Genomic DNA, 21222 nt, shown 5'->3' on the forward strand with positions numbered 1-21222 from the left:
AGGCAGAATCACTCTCGATAGGGGGTTACAGGTTCAACAGTGCTTTCAATGAGTAACGCGATACTCAGCAAGCGCGCGTCAGTACCCGGCAGCCCATCGATTTCGATCCCTACAGGCAGGCCCTCTTTCTCGGAGAGGCCGATGGGCAGACTGATACCGGGCATGCCCGCATTGCTGGCGGGGTCGGCGTTTCTGATCATGCGTGCGAACGCGTCGAAGCGAGCCGCATCCGGTTCACTCTTGATGGCCAAATCTGGCGTTGTGGGGTGGATAAGCGCATCTAGCTGATGCGCTTTGAACAGGGTGTCGAAACGCCCGATGAGCGTGGGCCGGCTGTGCTTGATGGCGGCCGTATAAGCGCCCTCAAGGTCCACGGGCTGACCGTTCACATTACCCAGCTGACCAGGCACGATGTGCTGTTCGAAGATGCTTCGAACATCCGGGCTGCTAATCGCAGCGACCAGCCCGTCGAACGACACACCGGTCTCGTTCACCGACAGGTAATCGGTCAGTGCAGGCCTGCATTCGTGCAGCGCCAAGGGCATGCTGACAGCACTGTTCAACGCAAAGATCTCAGGGTCTGACAGCCGCACAAGCTGAACACCGCTCTGCTCCAGCTTGCTCAACGCCGCGAGGGCGAGCGCCTGCACAGGCTCACTGAGATCCGCCCAGAACTCTTTGAGCACACCCAGCCGTATGGACGAGGCTGCAGGTGCAGCGATGGGCTGCGCCCCCGTGATGATCGTATCCAGAGTGATGACATCTTCAACGGAGCGCGCCATGGGGCCGGGGGTGTCTCGCGTCGGTGAAACAGGTGTGACACCCTCTGTTGAATAGCGCCCCACGGTAGGCCGGAACCCCACGCAACCATTCAGCGCGCTGGGTTGCCTGACAGACCCTCCCGTATCGGTACCCAGCGCAGCAGGCACCAGGCGAGCGCCGACAGCGCTACCGCTGCCAGAAGAGGAGCCCCCGGCGATGCGTGTGGGGTCAAACGCGTTGCGCACACCCACGACCCCTGGGCTGTGGAACGCGGTGTTGTAGCCTGATGTGCCGAAAGCCAACTCATGCATGTTGGTCTTTCCAACCACAATGGCGCCTGCCTTGAGCAAGGCATCGACAATGTCGGCGTTGCGCGTGGGGTAATAATTGGCCAGCGCGGGTGTTCCGGCCGTGTTGGCAAAGCCGATCACGTGAATGCTGTCTTTCACGGCAATCGGCAGGCCGCCCAGCGGAAGCGGCACTCCACCCTCCCCCAGATATCGGTCATACGCATCCGCCTGATCCAGCGCGGCAGCGGGGTCGACGCTGATGAAAGCGTTTAGCTGAGGGTAATCGGCGATCCGAGCAAGAAACGCCTCAACCAGCTTGCGACTGCTGACCTTACCCTCTCGAATACGTGCCGACGCCTCGGTGAGCGTGAGCTCCCACAATGCCTTTTGAGGCATACCAGACTCACTGACCTGCTCCACGGTGTTGCCTTCATGCTGATCCATTTCTTGTTCTCTTGGCCGCGCTGACGATGCTGTCGCCAGACACGTTAATGTGGCCCTGCGACAAAGGGTCTCCTCAAATTTGAGGATTGCCAGCACGGGTTCACACACAGCGGGCCAACTGCGTTCGGTTCCGACAGTCAAGCTTGGCCATCGCGTTCTTGAGATGAGTACGCACCGTGGTAAAGCTGATGCCGAGTGCTCGGGCGACCTCTTTATCACTGGCGCCTCCGGCCACCAGCCTGACTACCTCAGCCTCTCTGAGCGACAAGGCCTGACGCTGTTTGGGTACGGTGCGAAATGCGTTGAGAAAGTACGGCTCAAGGGTCAGAAGCAGTTGCTCCTCTCGCTCACTGAATGGCACTCGCCCTCGCCCCCTCCAGATCCTCAAATCGGCCACGTCCTGGTTGCCATCGAAGAAAAACACATTAAGACCGTGCTCCATGTCCGCCGGCCGAAGGAAGTCGTTGTAGAACTCGCTGGCTACAAGCGTGGCACGTGGCACGTGGCAATCGACGCGGGCAGCCTGCCTTACCTTGCGCATCACCGGGGTCACCACATCCACGCGATGGAAGTGCTGCTCATACGCCTGCAGGTGGTGCCCATCGATGTTGAAAGCAACGGGCTGGGTGGAGCGATGCTCGTGCTGATCCCATACGAACGATGCCACATGCTCCGCCTCCAGAAGCGCCGCCACTGCCTGAAGCGACCTTGCCCGGATGTCGGGCCGCCCCTGTGACTCAGCCAGTAGCCAAACGAGTTCGGCAACGCGATCTACGTTAATGCCTCGCAGCAAGGTCGCCATGCAAACCTCCCTAAACGCTGCGCAGCGGCTCAAGACCACACTCACAGCAATATAATCCGTCTCTATAGATAAATGTTTAATCTATCTATTTGATCTATTTATGCCTCGATTCTATCGTGGCTCTCATCATTTGGTAAGAGACAATCATCATGGCTTCGGTACATGGCACCACGTATGAGCTTCTGCGCCGTCAGGGCATCGACACCGTCTTCGGCAACCCTGGTTCGAATGAATTGCCGTTTCTGAAAAATTTCCCGGAAGACTTTCGATACATCCTGGCGCTTCAGGAAGCCTGCGTGGTGGGGATTGCCGATGGTTACGCGCAGGCAACGCGAAAGCCTGCGTTCATCAACCTGCACTCAGCTGCCGGCACCGGCAACGCCATGGGCGCACTCAGCAATGCCTGGAACTCGCACTCTCCCCTTATCGTGACGGCGGGCCAGCAAACGCGCGCCATGATCGGTGTCGAAGCGCTTCTGACCAACGTCGATGCCCCCAACCTGCCGCGCCCGCTGGTCAAATGGAGCTACGAGCCCGCGAGCGCTGCAGACGTCCCGCATGCGATGAGCCGGGCCATCCACATGGCGAGCATGGCGCCTCGCGGCCCTGTCTACCTGTCTGTGCCATACGATGACTGGGACAAGGACGCTGACCCTCAGTCCCATCACCTGTTCGATCGCAGCGTCAGCTCGGCAGTCAGGCTCAATGACCAGGACCTTGAAGCATTGGTGGAAGTCCTCGATAGCGCGTCCAACCCCGCGATCGTCCTGGGCCCAGATGTCGATGCAGCGAATGCGAATGCGCACTGCGTGACACTGGCCGAACGCCTCAAAGCCCCCGTATGGGTGGCGCCGTCCGCCCCGCGCTGCCCCTTCCCGACCCGACACCCGTGTTTCCGGGGGCTCATGCCTGCCGGGATCGCAGCGATTTCTCAGCTGCTGGAAGGCCATGACGTGGTGTTGGTGCTTGGCGCTCCGGTATTCCGCTACCACCAATACGACCCAGGGCAATACCTCAAACCTGGCACCCGCTTGATTTCTGTGACCTGTGACCCGCTTGAAGCCGCGCGTGCACCGATGGGTGATGCAATCGTTGCCGACATCGGCGCAATGGCCTCTGCGCTCGCCATTCTCGTGAGTGACAGCGACCGCCCAATGCCATGCGCCAATCCTGAACCTGAGAAGCTCAGCCAGGACGCGGGGCGACTCCGCCCTGAAACCGTGTTCGACACGCTTAATGAGATGGCCCCGGTAGATGCGATTTACCTGAACGAGTCCACCTCGACCACCGCTCAGATGTGGCAGCGCTTGAACATGCGTCACCCCGGCAGCTACTACTTTTGCGCCGCGGGCGGGCTGGGTTTCGCCCTTCCAGCAGCAATCGGTGTTCAGTTGGCTGAGCCGGATCGGCAAGTCATTGCCGTCATTGGCGATGGTTCGGCCAACTACAGCATCAGTGCGTTGTGGACTGCCGCTCAGTACAACATTCCAGCCATCTTCGTGATCATGAACAACGGCACCTACGGTGCCCTGCGATGGTTTGCCGGCGTACTCGAAGCTGAGCATGTCCCTGGCTTGGACGTTCCGAATATCGACTTTGGCGCACTCGCGAAGGGTTACGGCGTGCACGCGTTGAAGGCCGAAAACCTGGAGCAGCTCACAGGCGCCTTGCAGGAAGCGCTGGCCGCCAAAGGGCCGGTACTGATCGAAGTCAGCACCGTCAGCCCTGTGCAGTGAGGGTCGGACGATGAGTCAGCAAAACCTATTCAGCGTCGAGGACTATCGAAAACTGGCGCAAAAACGCTTGCCCAAAATGGTGTACGACTATCTTGAAGGCGGAGCGGAAGACGAATACGGCGTTAAACACAACCGCGACGTCTTCCAGCAATGGCGCTTCAAGCCCAAGCGCTTGGTGGACGTAAGCCAACGCAACCTCCAGGCGCAGGTGCTGGGCAAGCGCCAATCGATGCCGTTGTTGATCGGGCCTACCGGCTTGAACGGCGCGCTATGGCCACAGGGTGACCTCGCCCTGGCCAGAGCGGCAACCCACGCTGGGATCCCTTTCGTGCTGTCGACGGCGTCCAACCTCTCGATCGAGGACCTCGCCCGACACTGTGATGGAGAGCTGTGGTTTCAGCTCTACGTGATCCACAGGGAGATTGCTCAGGCAATGGTGCTCAAGGCCCTGCACGCTGGCTACACGACGCTGGTACTGACCACGGACGTTGCGGTCAACGGCTACCGGGAGCGCGACCTGCATAACCGTTTCAAAATGCCCATGAGCTACACCCCCAAGGTTATGCTCGAGGGGTGCCTGCATCCACGCTGGTCATTCGATCTGTTACGACACGGCATGCCGCAGCTTGCGAATTTTGCTAGCAGCCAGGCCTCCAGCCTGGAGATGCAAGCTGCCCTGATGAGTCGGCAGATGGATGCCAGTTTTGACTGGCGAGCATTGAAATGGCTACGGGACCTGTGGCCACACAAACTGCTCGTCAAAGGCCTGCTCAGCGCCGAAGACGCAGATCGCTGCATCGCGCACGGTGCCGATGGCGTGATTCTCTCCAACCACGGGGGTCGCCAATTGGACTGCGCGATTTCGCCGATGGAGGTGCTCGCCGACTCGGTAGCGAAGATCGGCAAACCGGTGCTTATCGACAGCGGCTTCCGCCGAGGCTCAGACATCGTGAAGGCACTCGCCCTCGGCGCCGAAGCGGTACTCCTTGGCCGCGCAACGCTCTATGGGCTGGCCGCCCGCGGAGAGACCGGTGTTAAAGAGGTGTTAGCCCTCATCAAAACGGATATCGATCGCACCCTCGCTCAGATCGGATGCCCCGATGTCGCCTCGCTGTCTCCGGCGTATCTCCTCAACGACGGGGGCGTCGAAGCCTCCTCGATCAATCGAACCCTTGGTAAAGGAACTCTCGCATGAGCGAAGTATTGATTACCCAGTTGCGCACGCGGGCAGTCAACGTCCCACTCGCCTATCCGGTGCACACGGCGGTCGGCACTGTCGGAACAGCGCCCTTGGTACTCATCGACCTCAGCACCGATGCCGGTGTGGTGGGCCACGCCTACCTCTTTGCTTACACACCGGTGGCCTTGAAATCCCTCAAGCAGCTTCTGGATGACATGGCCCAACTGATCGTCAACCAGCCCCTGGCGCCCGTCAGCCTTGAAGCGATGCTGGCCAAACGTTTCTGCCTTGCAGGCTATACCGGCTTGATCCGCATGGCGGCGGCGGGCATCGACATGGCCGCCTGGGATGCATTGGGCAAAGTCCATGAAATGCCCTTGGTGCAATTGCTCGGTGCCAGCGCACGCCCGATCCAGAGCTATGACAGCCACAGCCTGGATGGTGTGAAGCTCGCCACTGAAAGGGCTGTGACTGCAGCAGAAGCGGGCTTCCGTGCCGTGAAGACCAAAATCGGTTACGCCACCCTCGAGGGTGACTTGGCAGTGGTGCGCAGTATTCGCGAAGCCGTCGGCGATGGTTTCGGCATCATGGTGGACTACAACCAGAGCCTGGATGTGCCGGCGGCGATCAAGCGCAGCCAAGCGTTGCAAGCCGAGGGCGTCGCCTGGATCGAGGAGCCGACGCTGCAGCATGATTATGCCGGGCACCAGCGCATCCAGAGCCTTCTGGATGTACCCGTGCAAATGGGCGAGAACTGGCTTGGCCCAGAGGAAATGTTCAAAGCCTTGTCTGCGGGTGCGTGCCGGCTGGCCATGCCTGATGTGATGAAGATCGGCGGCGTAACCGGTTGGCTGCGCGCCAGCGCGCTGGCGCAACAGTTCAGCATCCCCATGTCCAGCCACCTGTTCCAGGAAATCAGTGCACACCTGCTGGCGGCGACACCGACGGCGCACTGGTTGGAGCGTCTGGATCTCGCCGGCAGCGTCATCGAGCCTACCCTCACCTTTGCAAACGGTAATGCCGTCATCCCGGATCTACCGGGTACCGGCATCATCTGGCGTGAGCAACAGATTGCCCAATATCTGGTGTGAGCTGAACGTGCATCGGGCTCGCACAGGCGAGCCCTTTACCGGTTACCAGAATGTCCAGGTGTAGCTGGTGATCAGACGGTTCTCATCAAAGTCCGCGCCGTAGCGCGTTTTGACCTTGATGTTACGGCCTTCGAATGCAAGGCCGCTCAGTGGCCCACTTTGAATGACATAGGACATGACAACGTTGGTCTCGCTTTCGACGTTATCCGACAGCCCAGGCCCCCGGTCGATTTGCGTACCGCGCAAGTAACGCGTCATGAGTTTCAACCCCGGCATGCCCATGGCCGCAAAGTTGTAGTCGTAGCGTGCTTGCCAGGAGCGCTCCTGCGCCTTGTAGAACGCGATCGTCGACCAGTTCACCAGGAAAGGCTGAGGCGCATAACCGTTGAGCAACGGGAAGGCGTCATCACCACTCATACGCTGGTAGGCTGCAGTAAAGGTGTGGCCGCCCTTGTTCAGCGCCGTCATGAAACCGATAGACCGGTTGTCCAAGTCCCCTGAGCGCTTCGCACCCTCATCCTGCGTGTTGTAGTAGCGAATATCAGACTTCAGCGTATAGCCACCACCCATCGCCCAGGTGTACGCGGCAGCCGCATAATGCTGCTGGTAAATATCCTCGAGTTGCGCAAAGTAGTAGGTGGTATTGAAGGCGGGGGTGAAATCGTAGCGCGCACCCGCGAAGTTCAACCCATCACTGCTCTGTGCGGGCGTATCACCAAACAAGTAGATATCTTCGCGATCAGACGACTCGCGGGTCGCCGTCTTCCAGAAACGCCCCGCGTTGAGGGTGAGCTTCGCCCACTCCTTGGACTCGACAGTCGCACCTTCATAGGTGGTGATGAGCTGGCGGGAGTCGTCGTAATACGCCACTGGCAACATCGGGCGATGTTCCCCGATACGTACCTGCGTGTTCGAGAACTTCATCTTTGCAGCCAGGCTTGCACGGCCGTAGTCCTGCACCGGTCGCCCCTTGCTGTCATCGTAAGGGAGTACAGTGTCTGGCCCGCGCCCGCCACCGCCATCGAGCCTGAACGCATACTGGCCATAGGCGTCCAGCCCAAACTGTACAGGGCCCTCTGTATAACCAGACTTGAATTGCACGTCGAAGCCCTGGCTCCAACTACCCACTCTGGACTTGGGGGCATCGGTTTGTTTGAAATCCCGGTCGTAATAAAAATTACGAAGCCCCAAGGTGAGATGGCTGTCCTTTAACACATCCGCATGACCCGGCACTGCAAACGCTGACGCCAAGCCCGTCATAGCCCAGCCTATCCGACCAATCTGCTTCATTTAACCCACTCCGAATTATTATTGTGTATGTGCGTTTCTTCAGGGCGCAGTCACCCAGGCCGTCAATGCAGCGCTGGGCAAGTTGTTGAATAAAAAGGCGCGACGGTAACGTCGCGCCAAAACCCGTTCGCAGGCGAGCTTTAAACCAGAACGGGGTGAAACGGAGGTTTTAAGCGTTTTGTTTCAGTGGGGTGTCCACCGACACCCGGTTGGCGTGCCGTTGGGCGATCATCATCACGGCGATTACGGCCACTACACCGGGCAGCCCGAACAGCAGGAAGTTTTGCTCGAATGGCAGGCTCAAGCTGTAGAGGTAGCCCCCAAGAAGAGGCCCTGCCACCGCGCCGCAACGGCCCACGGCGGCGGCCATGCTCACCCCGGTCGAACGTGCATTGGCGGGGTAGATATCCGCTGCGAGGGTGTGCACGACAGACAAACATCCAACCGTCGCGCCACCGGCCACCAGCAGCAGCGCATACAACGTCATCGGCCCAGGGCGAATACCCAACAAGGAGATCGAGATCGCGGACACTGCAAAGAACAGCAGCAGCGTCGGCTTGCAGCCCCAGCGGTCAGCGACAAAGCCACTGGCGAGCTGCCCGATCAGCGCTCCAATGTTCATGATCAAAAGGAATGTAATGCTGGAACCCAGCGGATAACCGCCACTGTTCATCAGTTTCGGTAACCAGGTATTAAGCCCATAAACCATCAGCATGCACATGCCGAACGCGACCCACACCATCATCGTTGCGAAAGCACGAGCATCACTGAAAAGCGAGGCCATCGAGGTGCTTGCCGTGTTGGCGACCGACTCGACTTCATAGTGGATACCACTGCTGTGACGGTGGGCGGGGTTGATGCGCTGCAGAAGCAGCCCGACCTCTTCTTGGCGGTTTTTGTGAACAAGGTAGGCAACCGACTCGGGCAGCGTCTTGTACAACAGTGGCAGGCAGAGCAAAGACAGCCCGGCAACGTAGAACGGGGAGTGCCAACCCATCATCGGAATCAAATAGATACCCGCCAGCGCCGACAGTAGGCCGCCCACTGCGAAGAAGCTGAGCATGAGGTTGATCAGGCGATTGCGGTACTGGGTCGGGGCCATCTCTTTCAAGATGGTCACCAGGTTGGGTACTACACCGCCCAGCCCTACCCCGGTCAGAAAACGGCAGATCGCAAAGGTGACGGCATCGACAGCAAAGGCGTTCACAAATGCCGCGACGCTGAAGAGCGCGACACAGAACAAGATAATGGGGCGCCGGCCTAAACGATCAGCAGTGGTGCCTAGCAGCACCGCGCCGACCATCATCCCGAGCATAGAGCTAGAGCCCAGCATCCCCGCTTGCGAAGGCGTCAGGTTCCATTCTGTCATCAGGTGAGGCAGCACAGAGCCGTAGATGACCAGGTCGTAGCCATCGAACAGCATGATAAAGGAGCACCAAAAAACCAGGAGAAAATGAAAGCGGCTTAGCTTTGCGGTATCGAGGATACCGACTGCACTGATGCGTTGCATGGCATGTACTCTTGTTGTTGTTTTCAGGGATCGAATCGGCAGATAAACCTCGACGCTTCGTCCAAGCGCCACGTTATGGAGTGTTGCCTGATAGATCAAATAGATATATTTTTGAAAACAAAATAAGCCACCTCTATTTGAATATGATCGATCTCAATCTCGTCAGGGTCTTTGTCACCATCTATGAAACGGGCAGCGTCAGCGGAGCGGCAGAACGCCTGCATGTCACGCAGCCGTCTGTGAGCTATGCGCTAGGGCGGCTCCGTGATCAATGGGGCGACCCCCTGTTCAAACGCACCCGGGATGGGATGCAACCCACCGTTCTAGCGTCTCAGCTCTATGGCTCGTTCAGGCCCTCGCTTGCGGACATCGAGCGCGCAGTAGCGCTCACGAAGAAATTCGAGCCCGACCAATCAACGCGACGATTCCGCTTGGCCCTGTCAGACTTGGGTGAGGTGTTTTTCCTTCCGCATGTGCTGCGTGGGTTGCAGGCCAAGGCACCGCTGGTGGAGCTGGAAGTCATCCAGATCGAGATCGAGCGGTTGGATGAGTGGCTTAAAACCGGAAAAATCGACGCTGCGGTGTGCAATCGAAGCTACCTGCCGGTTCAGGCGAAGTGCGAACTCATGTTCGAGGAGCGGTACGTTTGCATGGCCCGGTTGGATCATCCGCGCGTGGGGGACACGCTGTCCATGGAGCAGTTTCTCGAGGAGCGGCATGTAGTGGTATCCGCGGGGACGGGTCACCATTTCGTGGAAGATCGCTTGAGGGAAGCAGGCGTCGAGCGCACTGTGAGCCTGCGGGTCCCGCATTTCAGCGTGCTGCCAGAAATCATTTCAACCAGTGACCTGTTGGTGACACTGCCCGAGCGGGTCGCGAAGATGTACATCGAGCGCAACAGGCTCAAGACCTTGGAACTGCCATTTACCGTTCCAAGGTTCGAAGTCAGCCTGCACTGGCATGAACACAGTGGTGATAGCACAGCGCAGCTTTGGTTCTGCCAATTCCTGAAAGATACGATTTCATGCCTGTGAAGGTGAGCGCTGCTCTAAAATCTTCAACCCCTGTCGCGTCACGGGCATCCCAGCACCCTGTAAATCTGCGAAACCACCTGCATCGTCGCCTCTTCCACCGTCCCTTCATTCCGGCACAACACCCACCCCTGCTCCGCCACCACCCGCTCGAATGCCTCGGTACTGGCCACCTGTTCCCCCAGGTTGAACATCACCGTGCTCCCCAACCCACGCGAGCGCGCCGCAGCCCTCGCCCATGAAACCTCAGGGTCGGTGACCACGCCGACATGCAGGTCTGGCACGCGCACGTTTCGCTCGATGTTCAACCGCAGAATCTCCGCAAACGGCACTGTCCGCCGAAACGCGGCATCGGAGGGGTACCAGCGATCGATCAGGATGATGCTGCCAGGCGGCTGCTTGGGCAGCACATGCTGTGAGATCCAGCTTCGGCTATCGGCCAAGCGCTCACAAACCCCCAATTCCAGTTCCCGGCAGGGGTTTCTGGCAAGTTGGTTGACCAAGGCCATGGTTTCACCCCTGTTGGGGTCGTTATTGCGCTCGCAAAGCCGGATTACCTTGTTGTTGCCTGCCCTCAATACTTTCGTAATGGCCTCCAGCAAGGTGGTCTTGCCGGTGCCTTTGGGCCCATCCAGAGAAACGAACAGCGGACGATTCATACGGCAGGTTTCACTCACATAAGACAATAGAACTCGCTCACCTCTGCAACCTTCTGCCCCTGGGCATCGTACAACCGCGCCTCCGGCGTCAAGGCCATTGAGCGTGCCTCCAGCACGTAGCGCTGGCCCGCCTTGAAGTGCGGGTAGTTGAGGGTCAGGTAGCATTCGCGAACGGTGCTGCCCCCCATCATGCTCATGCCTGAGCCACCGCTGGCCTCGAAGTCGAAACGGACAATCAGCTCATGGCTGCCAGGGCTGACCTGGAAAAAGCGACCGTCGCGCAGGCGCTGATTGTCGAGACGTTCGGCCATCAGCACCCTGTCGTTGGGAAACGGCACCGAGAAATCGACCCAGGCCATCTGCGGATTGGCGGCCGGCATGGGCGCCTGGCACCCCGCAATCGCTGAGATAGCGAGCAACAGCATGAATCTGCGCATGATGAAGGCCTCCTGCACAGGTAAACCCTTGATAACCAGTTTACGGCAATACGCGCTACGCCGTTGGCTGCGCTGACAGGGCACCCTAGCCTGCCTCACGCCCCAACACCGCCTTGAGCAACGCATCATTCAAATAGGCCACGTTCAAGCGCGTCCAAGGGTTAACCTGCGCCTGCTCCGGCGCAAAGATATGCCCCGGGGCAATCATGAAGCCCTTGGGCAGTAATTGCCGGGTCAACTCCCTGGCGTCGTCGACATGGGCAAACCTGGCCCACAGGTACAGGCTTTGCTCGGGTCGCGCGAATACCTCGGCGCCGATCCCGTCGAGCATCTGCAAGCCCGCGCTGGTAGCGGCTTTCAAGCGCTCTTGAAGGCGGATCACGTGGCGCAGGAAGTGCCCTTCGGTGAGGATGACGTCGACCGTGCGCTCGCACAGCTCCGAGGTGCTGGTGTGCAGCAGCATCTTGAGGTCGCCCAGTTCATCGATCACCTCTTTGCTGCCGGCGATAAAGCCCACTCTCAAGGCCGCAGACACCGACTTGGAGAAGCTGCCGACATACAGTGAGCGCTGCAATTGGTCCAATGCCGACACCTTGATTGCCGCGGCCGGTTTGAAATCGGCCATTGCATCATCGTCCACCAGCATGAAGTTGTGTTCTTCAGCCAATTGCACCAACCGATGCGCCTTGCTGGGTGAAATATCAGACCCCGTCGGGTTGTGGCCGACAGACTGAATGAAGAAGAGCTTGGGTTTATGCAGGCGCAGGTGCTGCTCCAGCACCTCGATGTCCGGCCCATCTGCCAGCCGAGGTACTGAGAGCATGCGTGCGCCTTGCAACTGCAGCTTGCCAAACAGCGGGTAGTAGCCAGGGTCTTCCACCAGCACGCTGTCGCCTGGGGCGATGAAGCGGCGAATGATCAGGTCCAGCGCATGGTTGGCGCCGTGGGTGGTGACGATTTGCCTGGGGCTGGCGGTGATTGCATAGCTGGCCAGCTTTTGCACCAGGTGTTGACGCAAGCCGGCGTTGCCCAGGCGGTTGCCATAACGAAACAGCGTGGTGACGCCGGTGCGCATGATTTGCCGGGTGAACTTGTCCAGGCGCATGTCCATCAACCACTCCACCGGCGGGAAGCCCTCGCCCAATGGCGAATGGCCAGGCTCGCGCACGAACTGCTGACGCATCAGCCAAATGGTGTCCATCGCCCGGGTGTAGGGCAGTGGCTCCTCTAGCTCGTGGCTGCGTGGCGCGCCCTGCTTGACGAAAAAACCTTGCCCGTGGCGCGCCTCGACCAGGCCTTGCGAGGCCAGCGACTCATAGGCATTGATCACGGTGTTTTTCGAATGGCCGAACAAACGCATGCACTCGCGCAGGGACGGCAGGCGTTCGCCAATGCGGTACGTGCCGTTGCCGATCTGCACTGCCAAGGATGCTGCCAGTTGCTCTGCGAGTGTCTGCCGCGCCATCGTCAGGTGTCCCGAATGCCTTGTCTGAACAAAGGGTACAGCTTAGGTACTGTCTGGCCAAACTGTACCTTCTTTCACCAGACAGATCGGACTACGGTGGCGCCAACTCACAACAATAACTGCAAGGTAACCCTCCCCATGAGCATCGACTCCCGCCTGCCCATGTTCCGCGCCATGTCACCCGCTGAACGCCTCAGCCACTTGCAGGACGCACTCGAACTGCCCCAGGCAGACGTCGCCCTGCTGCGAGACGCCGGCGCTTTGCCGTTGGACATCGCCGACGGCATGATCGAGAACGTGATCGGCACCTTCGAGCTGCCCTACGCGGTGGCCAGCAACTTCCAGATCAACGGCCGCGACGTGATCGTGCCGTTGGTGGTGGAAGAACCCTCGGTGGTTGCTGCGGCGTCGTTCATGGCCAAGCTGGCACGCGAGGCCGGCGGCTTCAAGACGTCGAGTTCGCTGCCGCTGATGCGTGCCCAGGTACAGATCGTCGAGGTCGCCGACCCCTTCAATGCACGCTTGAGCCTGTTGCGCCACAAAGACGAAATCATCGAACTGGCCAACCGCAAGGACCAGTTGCTCAACAGCCTGGGGGGCGGTTGCCGTGACATCGAGGTGCATACTTTCGCCCAGAGCCCGCGCGGGCCGATGCTGGTGGCCCACCTGATCGTCGACGTACGCGATGCCATGGGCGCCAACACGGTCAACACCATGGCCGAGGCCGTGGCGCCCTTGCTGGAAGAAATTACCGGCGGCAAGGTCCGCCTGCGTATCCTCTCCAACCTGGCCGACCTGCGCCTGGCCCGCGCGCAGGTGCGTATTGCCCCAGAACTGCTAAGTACCGGCGCCTACACAGGTGAAGAGGTCATCGAAGGCATCCTCGATGCCTACAACTTTGCCGTGGTCGACCCGTACCGCGCCGCCACCCACAACAAGGGCATCATGAATGGCATCGACCCGTTGATCGTCGCCACCGGCAATGACTGGCGTGCGGTCGAGGCCGGCGCCCATGCCTATGCATGCCGCAATGGGCACTACGGTTCGCTGACCACCTGGGAGAAGGACAGCCAGGGCCATCTGGTCGGCACCCTGGAGATGCCCATGCCGGTCGGCCTGGTCGGCGGCGCCACTAAGACGCACCCCCTGGCGCAGCTGTCACTGCGCATCTTGGGGGTTAGAACCGCCCAGGAGCTGGCCGAAATCGCGGTTGCCGTCGGCCTTGCACAGAACCTCGGCGCGCTACGGGCGCTGTCGACCGAAGGCATCCAGCGCGGCCATATGGCCTTGCACGCGCGCAACATTGCGCTGTCGGCGGGTGCCCGCGGCGACGAGCTGAACTGGCTGGTTAAGCAGATGGTCGAGGCCCGCGATGTGCGTGCTGACAAAGCCGCAGAACTGCTCAAGCACAAGCGGGCGCAGTAATGGAGGCGGTACGGCTGGTCGAGGTGGGCGCGCGGGACGGCCTGCAGAATGAAAGGCTGACGCTTTCGCCGCGGATTCGCGTGCAACTGCTGCAGCGGCTGGCCGACGCCGGGCTGCAAACCTTGGAGGCCGGCGCCTTTGTCTCGCCTCGCTGGGTGCCGCAGATGGCCGGCTCCGATGAAGTGTTCAAGGCGTTGCCGGTGCGCCCAGGTGTGGCCTGGACGGCGCTGGTGCCCAACCTCAGAGGGCTGGAAGCGGCCATAGCGGCGGGCTGTCGCGAGGTCGCCGTGTTTGCGGCGGCTTCCGAGGCATTCTCACAGCGCAACCTCAACTGCTCGATAGACCAAAGCCTGCGCCAATACCAGCAGGTCTTGGTGCGCGCTCGCGAGGCCGGTGTTAGCGTGCGCGGTTATGTTTCATGCGTCATGGGCTGCCCGTTCAGCGGCCCGGTCAAGCCGCAGGCCGTGGCCGCGGTCAGCGCCTCACTGTTCGGCATGGGCTGTTACGAGATCAGCCTGGGCGACACCATCGGCGCGGGTACACCGGCGGCGACCCGGGCACTGATCCAGGCCTGCCGCCAGGTCGTACCGGTGAGCGCACTGGCTGGGCACTTCCATGACACCTATGGCATGGCAATCGCCAATATCCATGCCGCGTTGGAGGCGGGTGTGCGGGTGTTCGACAGCTCGGTGGGCGGCCTGGGTGGTTGCCCGTATTCGCCAGGTGCCACCGGCAATGTCGCCACCGAGGACCTGCTGTACCTGCTCGATGGCCTGGGCGTGCGCCACGGTGTCGACCTGGATGCGGTGATCGAAGCAGGTGAATTCATCGGTGCCCAGCTTGGCCGGCCAACGGCCTCCAGGGTAGCGCGCGCCCTGCTCGCCCAGCGCACAATGGCTTAAACGTCCTCTCTTCACGTTCATAACAATAAAAGCCCGCAAGGGCAGTGGGAGATTCTTCATGAAGTCCGAACTGTACGAAGTCTGGGGCGACACCGTAGACGGTCGCCACCTGGTCTACGCCATCGCCATTGGCGCCGTGGTCAGCCTCGGCGCGTTCTTTACCGCGCAGCAGCTGCTGGTGGGTTGGGTGGCGTCAGCGCAAATGGCACGGGCCTACGCAATGCTGATCGGCATTGTCGGCTGCCTGGTCGGTGGCGGCATCAGTGCCGCGCTGTTCAAGCCCAAGCGCAATGTCGTCGAGCACCTGGCCGACCCTGCCTGGCGGGCCAAGATCCTGGTCGAATTGCAGAACGAGTTCGGCCCGCTGGGCAGCCTCGCCGACTTGCCTGCGGCGACCCTTGCAGAGCTGAAAGAAATGGACCTGTACGACCTGTTCGCCGAGTACGAAAAAGGCCTGCCTGCGCGGCAGAACGACCAGAGCGCCCCCGCTGCCGCCCCTGTACAGGCCGCCACTGCCCACGGAGGCCAGCCATGATCGCCTTGGTGATGGATCAGTTCCTCATAGCCCTGGGCATGGGCATCCTCGGTGCGGTGATCTTTGCCGGCATCGGCCTGATTTCCGGCAGCGACGAAACCACTACCCTCGCCCCCTTGACCCTGCTGGTGGTGCTGCTGGGCGTGCCGGCGGCCGGTGTGCTGACGTTCTTCCTGGCCGGTGCCGTGGCCAAGCACATGACCCACGCGGTACCGACCGCGCTGTTGGGTATCCCCGGCGATACCATGGCAACGCCACTGATGCGCGAAGCCAACTTCCTGCGCAACCTGGGCGTGCCGCACATTGCCCTGCGCAAGATGATTTCCGGGGCTGTGATCGCAGCGTTGATCGCGGTACCAATGGCAGTGCTATTCGCCGTGATGCTGGCGCCGTTCGGCGACATGATCAAACAGGCCGCGCCTTGGGTCTTTCTGCTGGCGGCAGTGGCCATCGCCTGGTTCTCCAAGGGCCGCCTGGCAGCGGTGCTGACCTTGATCCCGTTCGTCATGGTGATTGTCGGCCTGCAAAGCCTGACCGCGCAGTACGGCGTTAAGCTCAGCGTCAGTTACTTCCTCGGCATCGCTATCGGCCCGTTGATTGCGGCGCTGTTCTGCCTGCTCGCGCCCGCCGAACGCGCCAGCATGGGCCGCCAGCAGGTGCGCACGTTCTCGTTGTCGCCCGATGTGAAGCGCTGGGGCGGGTTCTTCCCCAACCCGCTGCGCGTGCTGGACAGCAAGCAAACCCTGTGGACGGCGATCACTGCCGTTGTCTCCAGCGCCACGTTCGTGTTCAGCCCGGTGGCGATGACCGTAATCATGGGCGAGGCCGTCGGTTCACGGGTCAAGCACGTCTACCATCGCCTGACCACGGTCATCACCGCGCGCAACGGCGTCACCGAATCGACTTACCTGGCCGAAGCCTTGATTCCGCTAATCGCCTTCGGCCTGCCGCTGAGCCCGGTCGCTGCCGGCCCTGCCGCACCGCTGTTCAACGCCCCGCCCCGCTTCAGCGTCGATGCCGCAAGCGGTGAGGTGCATAACCTGCATTCGTTGCTCAGTACCTGGGAGTTTCTGGGCTACGGCATGCTGGCGGTGGTGGTCGCGATCCTGATCGCCTACCCCTTCACCATGAATTACGCGCACCGAGCTGCTGCCTATGTGTCGCGCAAGATCAGCCATGAAGCAGTGATCGCGACCTTTGTCGGCCTGATCCTGGTGATTGGGATCTGGGAAGGCGGCCTGTTGGGGTTGCTGGTGATTGTCACCATTGGCCTGCTGGGTGGTTTTCTCTCACGCTTTCTCGGTTTCAACATCGGCGTGCAGTTCATGGGTTACTACACCGCGGTGTTGACCGTGCCGGCGATGATTGCCCTGTTGGGGGTATAAGCCTGCCGGTTTTGCCGCATACGATCAGCAGGGGTGTTCGCCACAACCTATTCAGCGCCTACCAGATCGAGCGCCGCCCGCGCGGCGCATCGCGAGCAACGCTCGCTCCTACGTTTGTTTCGGGCCAGTCAGGCCTGTGATGTTTGCGCGCGACCGCCTTCTTGGTCCCACTCGATATCGTGTCAGTCGCCAAGGGCCCGCGCGCCTATGCCACAGGAATAATTGGCCCGAAACAAACGTAGGAGCGAGCGTTGCTCGCGATGCGCCGCGCGGGCGGCGCTGGATCTACGCCCAACCTCAAAACCCAAGGCAGGCGATCGCGGGCCTCCACCATTTCCCCAACCCATTTCACCCAATTCCCCAACCAACAAATCGCACCCATTCTTGCCCATCATTTCGCCCATAGGAAAAAAACGCAGGATGTTGTGCGCAGAATTCGCTTGAGATGCACGGCCGCTTTGCCCATGGTGGCCAGCCTGACAGCTATTGCCTGAATAAAAGGCTGCAGGGCGTGGACGCAGGCGCACGACGATGCCTGTGGGTGGGGCGACAATGTCTGCAGTGGCAAACCTTGCACTGCAGCAACATTGCCGACGCCTCCCAGATAATAAGAGAGGACAAGGAAATGCAATCCAACAGTCTGAAGCAAAGCCTGAAACAACGGCACATCACCATGATCGCGCTGGGCGGGGTGATCGGCGCGGGGCTGTTCATGGGGTCGGGCAAGTTGATTGCCTCGGCAGGGCCTGCCGCCATCCTGTCGTACTTTATCGGCGGCATTGTGGTCACCCTGGTGATGTTCATGCTCGGCGAGATGGCCTGCCGCAACCCGGATGCAGGCTCGTTTTCAACCTATGCCAACAGCTACCTCGGCGAATGGGCAGGGTTTACCGTCGGCTGGCTGTACTGGCTCAAGTCGATGCTGACCATCACCTTGGAGGCGGTACTGCTGGGCGCCATCCTCAACGATTTTCTGCCTTGGCTGCCCATCTGGGCCGGCGCGTTCATCATGCTGGTGACATTGATGGCAAGCAACGCCTACTCGGTCAAATCCTTCGCTGAAGTGGAGTACTGGCTGGCCGCAATGAAGGTCGCCACCATTCTGATCTTCATGGTGCTGGGGCTCTCGATTCTGCTCGGCCTGCACAGCAACATCCCTTCCCCTGGCTGGGTCAACCTGACCGCGCACGATGGTTTCATGCCCAATGGCCTGTCGCCGGTCATGGCGGGTGTGGTGGTGGTGATCTTCTCGCTGGGCGGGAGTGAGATCGCTGCCGTTGCCGCCGGTGAATCAGAGAACCCTCGCAAGAACGTCATCCGGGCCATCAAGAGCGTCATTCTGCGGGTGATGTTGTTCTATGTCGGTTCGGTGTCGATCCTGATCCTCTGCCTGCCGTGGACAGACACGGAGAACCTGGCGTCCCCGTATGTGTCGTTGTTCAGCCTGGCTGGGTTCAGTGGCGCCGCAGTGGCCATGAAGATCGTGTTGTTCATCTCGTTCATGTCGGTGATGAACTCCTTCATGTTCTCCAACTCGCGCATGCTGTTCTCGCTGAGCCAGCGTGGGCATGCGCCGAAGCTGTTCTCTCGCACCACGTCCAAAGGGGTACCGCTCAATGCGCTGCTGCTGAGCCTGAGCATCTGCCTGTTGATCCTGACCGTGCACTTTGTCAGCGGCGGCGACCTGTTCATGACCCTGGCCAAAAGCAGCGGCACGTTCGTGATGATCGTGTGGATCTTCATCATCGTCGCCCACTTCGCCATGCGCTGGAAAACCCGGCATGAAGCGGTCGACCCTACGGCGTTCCGGGCGTGGTTCTTCCCTTACGCCAACATCGTTGCGCTGTTCGCATTGCTGGCGGTGATTATCACCCAAGCGTTCGACCCGGCTTCGCGGTTCCAGTTCTGGTTCACCTCGGTGACCTCACTGGTTGTGCTGGGGGCGTACTGGGTAATGCGTAATCGGCTGGCGGGGAAGACAGTTGGCTATGTAGGTAGCTGATGGTCAGCCTGATCCCAGCCCATAGGGCTGGGACAGGCACTACACAACCCGCCGTGCATCCCTGCGCACGGCCTGCGGCGGCACGCCAAAGCCGCGCATGAACACCTCACGCATATGGCGGCGATCCCTGAACCCCGTTTCCCTCGCCACCGTATCCAGGCTGTGGCGGCTTTGCTCGATCATCAACCGGGCGGCCTCCAGGCGCAGGCTTTCCACCGCCTTGGCCGGTGATTGCCCCGTCTCCGCAGTAAACACACGGGTGAATTGCCGGGGGCTCAGGTGCACCACATCCGCCAGTTCCTCAACACTGAGCGGGCGGTTAAGGTGCTTGCGCGCGTAGTCCAGCGCGCTCTGGATGCGGTCTGACTTGGGCGCCAGCGACAGCAATTCCGAATGCTGCGACTGGCCGCCAGAGCGGCGTTGATGCATCACCAGCTTGTGCGCAATAGAACGGGCGAGCTCGGCCCCCAAGTCCTTTTCCACCATCGCCAGCGCCATGTCCAACGCCGCGGTCATCCCCGCCGAGGTCCACACAGGGCCGTCGACGATGAAGATACTGTCGTCCTCGACCTTGATTTGCGGGTGCATCCGTTGCAAGGCTTTGGCGTAGGCCCAGTGCGTGGTGGCGCGACGGCCCTCCAGTACACCCGCTTGGGCGAGCACGAATGTACCGGTGCACAACCCAGCAGTGCGACGCGCGCCGTCGACAAACCCCCGCACGCTTTTCAGCACGTCGTCGGAAGGCGGCGTCAACGGGGTGAGTGTTCCGGTGACCATCCAGCTGTCAGCGAGGCCCGGCGCCCCCAAGGGCAGCGTATCGATGTGCATCCCTAAAGAAGAGCGCACAGTCCCCCCGCCGATTGAATAGTTCTGAATCCTGTAGACCTCTTCGCCCGCCACAAGGTTGGCGAACTCGAACACGGTCTGCGTTGCCAGGGACATGACCTGGAAGCCCTCCGTGATCAGATAACCGACTCGATGCATTGCTGTGCTCCTTAATGCCATGTCCTGAATCAGTACTTTATGCGTCATTTAAGCCGCAGGCAATCTTGAGCATCATGGCGCCAGTCCCTACCCGCCGAGCTGCACCACGACCCAAAGCGTTCGCTCCGCCATTTTCACCCCCAGCGTGAAAGTCTTACTTCATTCAGCTGGTTTCTGTACTAAACCCAAGCGGATAGCCTGCGCCCAACTTCCCATTCCACTGAGGTAATGCCAATGAAGGCCGTCGTATACACCCAAGCCGGTTTGCCGATTCAAGACCCACATTCGCTGTTCGAAACAGACCTGCCCAAGCCAACACCCGGCGCCCGAGACCTGCTGGTCGAGGTCAAGGCCATTGCCGTCAACCCGGTCGATACCAAAGTGCGCGCCTCACGCCAGACCGGCCAGCCGCAGGTATTGGGGTGGGACGCGGTGGGGATCGTGCGCGAAGTAGGCGCCGAGGTCACGTTGTTCCAGCCAGGCGACGAGGTTTTCTATGCCGGCGCCATCGATCGCCCGGGCAGCTACAGCGAATATCACCTGGTCGACGAACGCATTGTCGGGCACAAACCGCGTAGCCTCGACGATGCCAGTGCCGCCGCGTTGCCATTGACCTCCATCACTGCCTGGGAACTGTTGTTTGATCGACTGGGTATCGCACCGAACGGTGGCGTGGGGCAAAGCCTGTTGGTGATCGGGGCTGGTGGCGGCGTCGGCTCAATCCTGGTGCAACTGGCCCGGCAGCTCACGCAACTCACGGTCATCGGCACCGCCTCCCGGCCCGAAACCCAGCAATGGGTCAGCGAACTGGGTGCCCACCATGTCATCGACCATTCGGCTTCGATCGCCTTGCAACTGGAAGCACTTGGGGGCAATCCCGTTGATTATGTGATCAGCCTGACACATACCGATACCTACCTGCCGCAGCTTGTGGAGGTGCTTCGCCCACAAGGCAAACTCGCACTCATCGATGACCCCGCGCAGTTGGACGTCATGCCACTCAAGCGCAAATCGCTTTCGCTGCACTGGGAACTCATGTTCACGCGCTCGCTTTACCACACCGAAGACATGATCAAACAACACCAACTACTCGAGAAAGTATCAGCGCTTATCGATGAAGGTGTACTCAAGACCACCGTCGGCGAGCACTTCGGCACCATCAACGCGGAAAACCTCAAGCGTGCCCATGCCCTCATAGAGCGTGGCCAGGCCCGGGGGAAGATTGTTTTGGAAGGTTTCTGAGCCCGGCACACTGTTGCAACTTCCAAGAGGGCCAACTTTGCGCTGGCCCT

18 protein-coding genes are annotated in these 21222 nt (G+C 60.4%); 10 read left to right on the top strand and 8 right to left on the bottom strand.

The window, feature by feature from the left end:
- Positions 1-8: 8 nt before the first annotated feature.
- The gene (gene iaaH / locus OO306_RS02945) at positions 9-1496 is read right to left on the bottom strand and encodes an indoleacetamide hydrolase (RefSeq protein WP_265967624.1); all 1488 of its coding nucleotides are present in this window, start codon (positions 1494-1496) and stop codon (positions 9-11) included.
- 100 nt (positions 1497-1596) lie between these two features.
- A complete protein-coding gene (locus tag OO306_RS02950; RefSeq protein ID WP_265967625.1) occupies positions 1597-2298 on the bottom strand; it encodes a helix-turn-helix transcriptional regulator in 702 nt (233 codons plus the stop codon).
- Between the two features lie 149 nt (positions 2299-2447).
- On the opposite strand from OO306_RS02950, the gene mdlC reads away from it, so the two are divergent.
- The 3 genes from mdlC to OO306_RS02965 are packed head-to-tail and all read left to right on the top strand — an operon-like array spanning position 2448 to position 6305.
- On the top strand, positions 2448-4034 hold the full coding sequence (gene mdlC / locus OO306_RS02955) for a benzoylformate decarboxylase (protein WP_265967626.1): 1587 nt from the start codon (positions 2448-2450) through the stop codon (positions 4032-4034).
- Between the two features lie 10 nt (positions 4035-4044).
- Complete coding sequence (locus OO306_RS02960; RefSeq protein ID WP_265967627.1) at positions 4045-5229, top strand: alpha-hydroxy-acid oxidizing protein; 1185 nt, start codon at positions 4045-4047, stop codon at positions 5227-5229.
- On the top strand, positions 5226-6305 hold the full coding sequence (locus OO306_RS02965; protein ID WP_265967628.1) for an enolase C-terminal domain-like protein: 1080 nt from the start codon (positions 5226-5228) through the stop codon (positions 6303-6305). The genes OO306_RS02960 and OO306_RS02965 overlap by 4 nt, the downstream gene beginning before the upstream one ends.
- 42 nt (positions 6306-6347) lie before the next feature.
- Here OO306_RS02965 and OO306_RS02970 read toward each other — a convergent pair whose 3' ends face one another.
- Both OO306_RS02970 and OO306_RS02975 read right to left on the bottom strand, forming a co-directional pair.
- Complete coding sequence (locus OO306_RS02970) at positions 6348-7595, bottom strand: OprD family porin (protein ID WP_265967629.1); 1248 nt, start codon at positions 7593-7595, stop codon at positions 6348-6350.
- Between the two features lie 169 nt (positions 7596-7764).
- A complete protein-coding gene (locus OO306_RS02975) occupies positions 7765-9105 on the bottom strand; it encodes an aromatic acid/H+ symport family MFS transporter (RefSeq protein ID WP_265967630.1) in 1341 nt (446 codons plus the stop codon).
- Positions 9106-9248: 143 nt separating this feature from the next.
- Here OO306_RS02975 and OO306_RS02980 point away from each other — a divergent pair, with 143 nt between their 5' ends.
- A complete protein-coding gene (locus OO306_RS02980; RefSeq protein WP_265967631.1) occupies positions 9249-10139 on the top strand; it encodes a LysR family transcriptional regulator in 891 nt (296 codons plus the stop codon).
- A 38-nt stretch (positions 10140-10177) separates the two neighbouring features.
- Here the strand turns inward: OO306_RS02980 and OO306_RS02985 are convergent, their stop codons facing one another.
- The 3 genes from OO306_RS02985 to OO306_RS02995 all read right to left on the bottom strand — a co-directional run bounded on the left by OO306_RS02985 (position 10178) and on the right by OO306_RS02995 (position 12697).
- The gene (locus tag OO306_RS02985) at positions 10178-10795 is read right to left on the bottom strand and encodes a dTMP kinase (RefSeq protein WP_265967632.1); all 618 of its coding nucleotides are present in this window, start codon (positions 10793-10795) and stop codon (positions 10178-10180) included.
- A gap of 14 nt (positions 10796-10809) precedes the next feature.
- A complete protein-coding gene (locus OO306_RS02990) occupies positions 10810-11232 on the bottom strand; it encodes a hypothetical protein (RefSeq protein WP_265967633.1) in 423 nt (140 codons plus the stop codon).
- A gap of 85 nt (positions 11233-11317) precedes the next feature.
- Entirely contained in the window at positions 11318-12697 is a 1380-nt protein-coding gene (locus OO306_RS02995) for a PLP-dependent aminotransferase family protein (RefSeq protein WP_265967634.1), read from the bottom strand.
- Between the two features lie 15 nt (positions 12698-12712).
- Between OO306_RS02995 and OO306_RS03000 the strand changes: the two genes are divergently transcribed.
- The 5 genes from OO306_RS03000 to OO306_RS03020 all read left to right on the top strand — a co-directional run bounded on the left by OO306_RS03000 (position 12713) and on the right by OO306_RS03020 (position 18946).
- Entirely contained in the window at positions 12713-14122 is a 1410-nt protein-coding gene (locus OO306_RS03000; RefSeq protein ID WP_265967635.1) for a hydroxymethylglutaryl-CoA reductase, degradative, read from the top strand.
- The gene (locus OO306_RS03005) at positions 14122-15024 is read left to right on the top strand and encodes a hydroxymethylglutaryl-CoA lyase (protein ID WP_265967636.1); all 903 of its coding nucleotides are present in this window, start codon (positions 14122-14124) and stop codon (positions 15022-15024) included. The genes OO306_RS03000 and OO306_RS03005 overlap by 1 nt, the downstream gene beginning before the upstream one ends.
- Positions 15025-15082: 58 nt before the next feature.
- Positions 15083-15559: a hypothetical protein gene (locus tag OO306_RS03010; protein ID WP_265967637.1), complete on the top strand. Its 477-nt coding sequence runs from the start codon at positions 15083-15085 to the stop codon at positions 15557-15559.
- Positions 15556-16944 (top strand): tripartite tricarboxylate transporter permease, encoded by a 1389-nt coding sequence (locus OO306_RS03015; RefSeq protein WP_265967638.1) that lies wholly within the window; start codon positions 15556-15558, stop codon positions 16942-16944. Before OO306_RS03010 ends, OO306_RS03015 begins: the two co-directional genes overlap by 4 nt.
- 625 nt (positions 16945-17569) lie before the next feature.
- Positions 17570-18946, top strand: coding sequence for an amino acid permease (locus OO306_RS03020; RefSeq protein WP_099454213.1), 1377 nt, complete (start codon positions 17570-17572; stop codon positions 18944-18946).
- Between the two features lie 39 nt (positions 18947-18985).
- Here OO306_RS03020 and OO306_RS03025 read toward each other — a convergent pair whose 3' ends face one another.
- On the bottom strand, positions 18986-19930 hold the full coding sequence (locus OO306_RS03025) for a GlxA family transcriptional regulator (protein ID WP_265967639.1): 945 nt from the start codon (positions 19928-19930) through the stop codon (positions 18986-18988).
- 234 nt (positions 19931-20164) lie between these two features.
- Between OO306_RS03025 and OO306_RS03030 the strand changes: the two genes are divergently transcribed.
- Positions 20165-21172 carry a zinc-binding alcohol dehydrogenase family protein gene (locus OO306_RS03030; protein ID WP_265967640.1) on the top strand — a complete coding sequence of 336 codons (1008 nt, stop codon included), beginning with the start codon at positions 20165-20167 and terminating at the stop codon, positions 21170-21172.
- The last annotated feature ends 50 nt before the right edge of the window (positions 21173-21222 follow it).

This window comes from Pseudomonas sp. DCB_AW, from assembly GCF_026240895.1.
In the GTDB taxonomy this organism is placed as follows: Bacteria; Pseudomonadota; Gammaproteobacteria; order Pseudomonadales; family Pseudomonadaceae; genus Aquipseudomonas; species Aquipseudomonas kermanshahensis.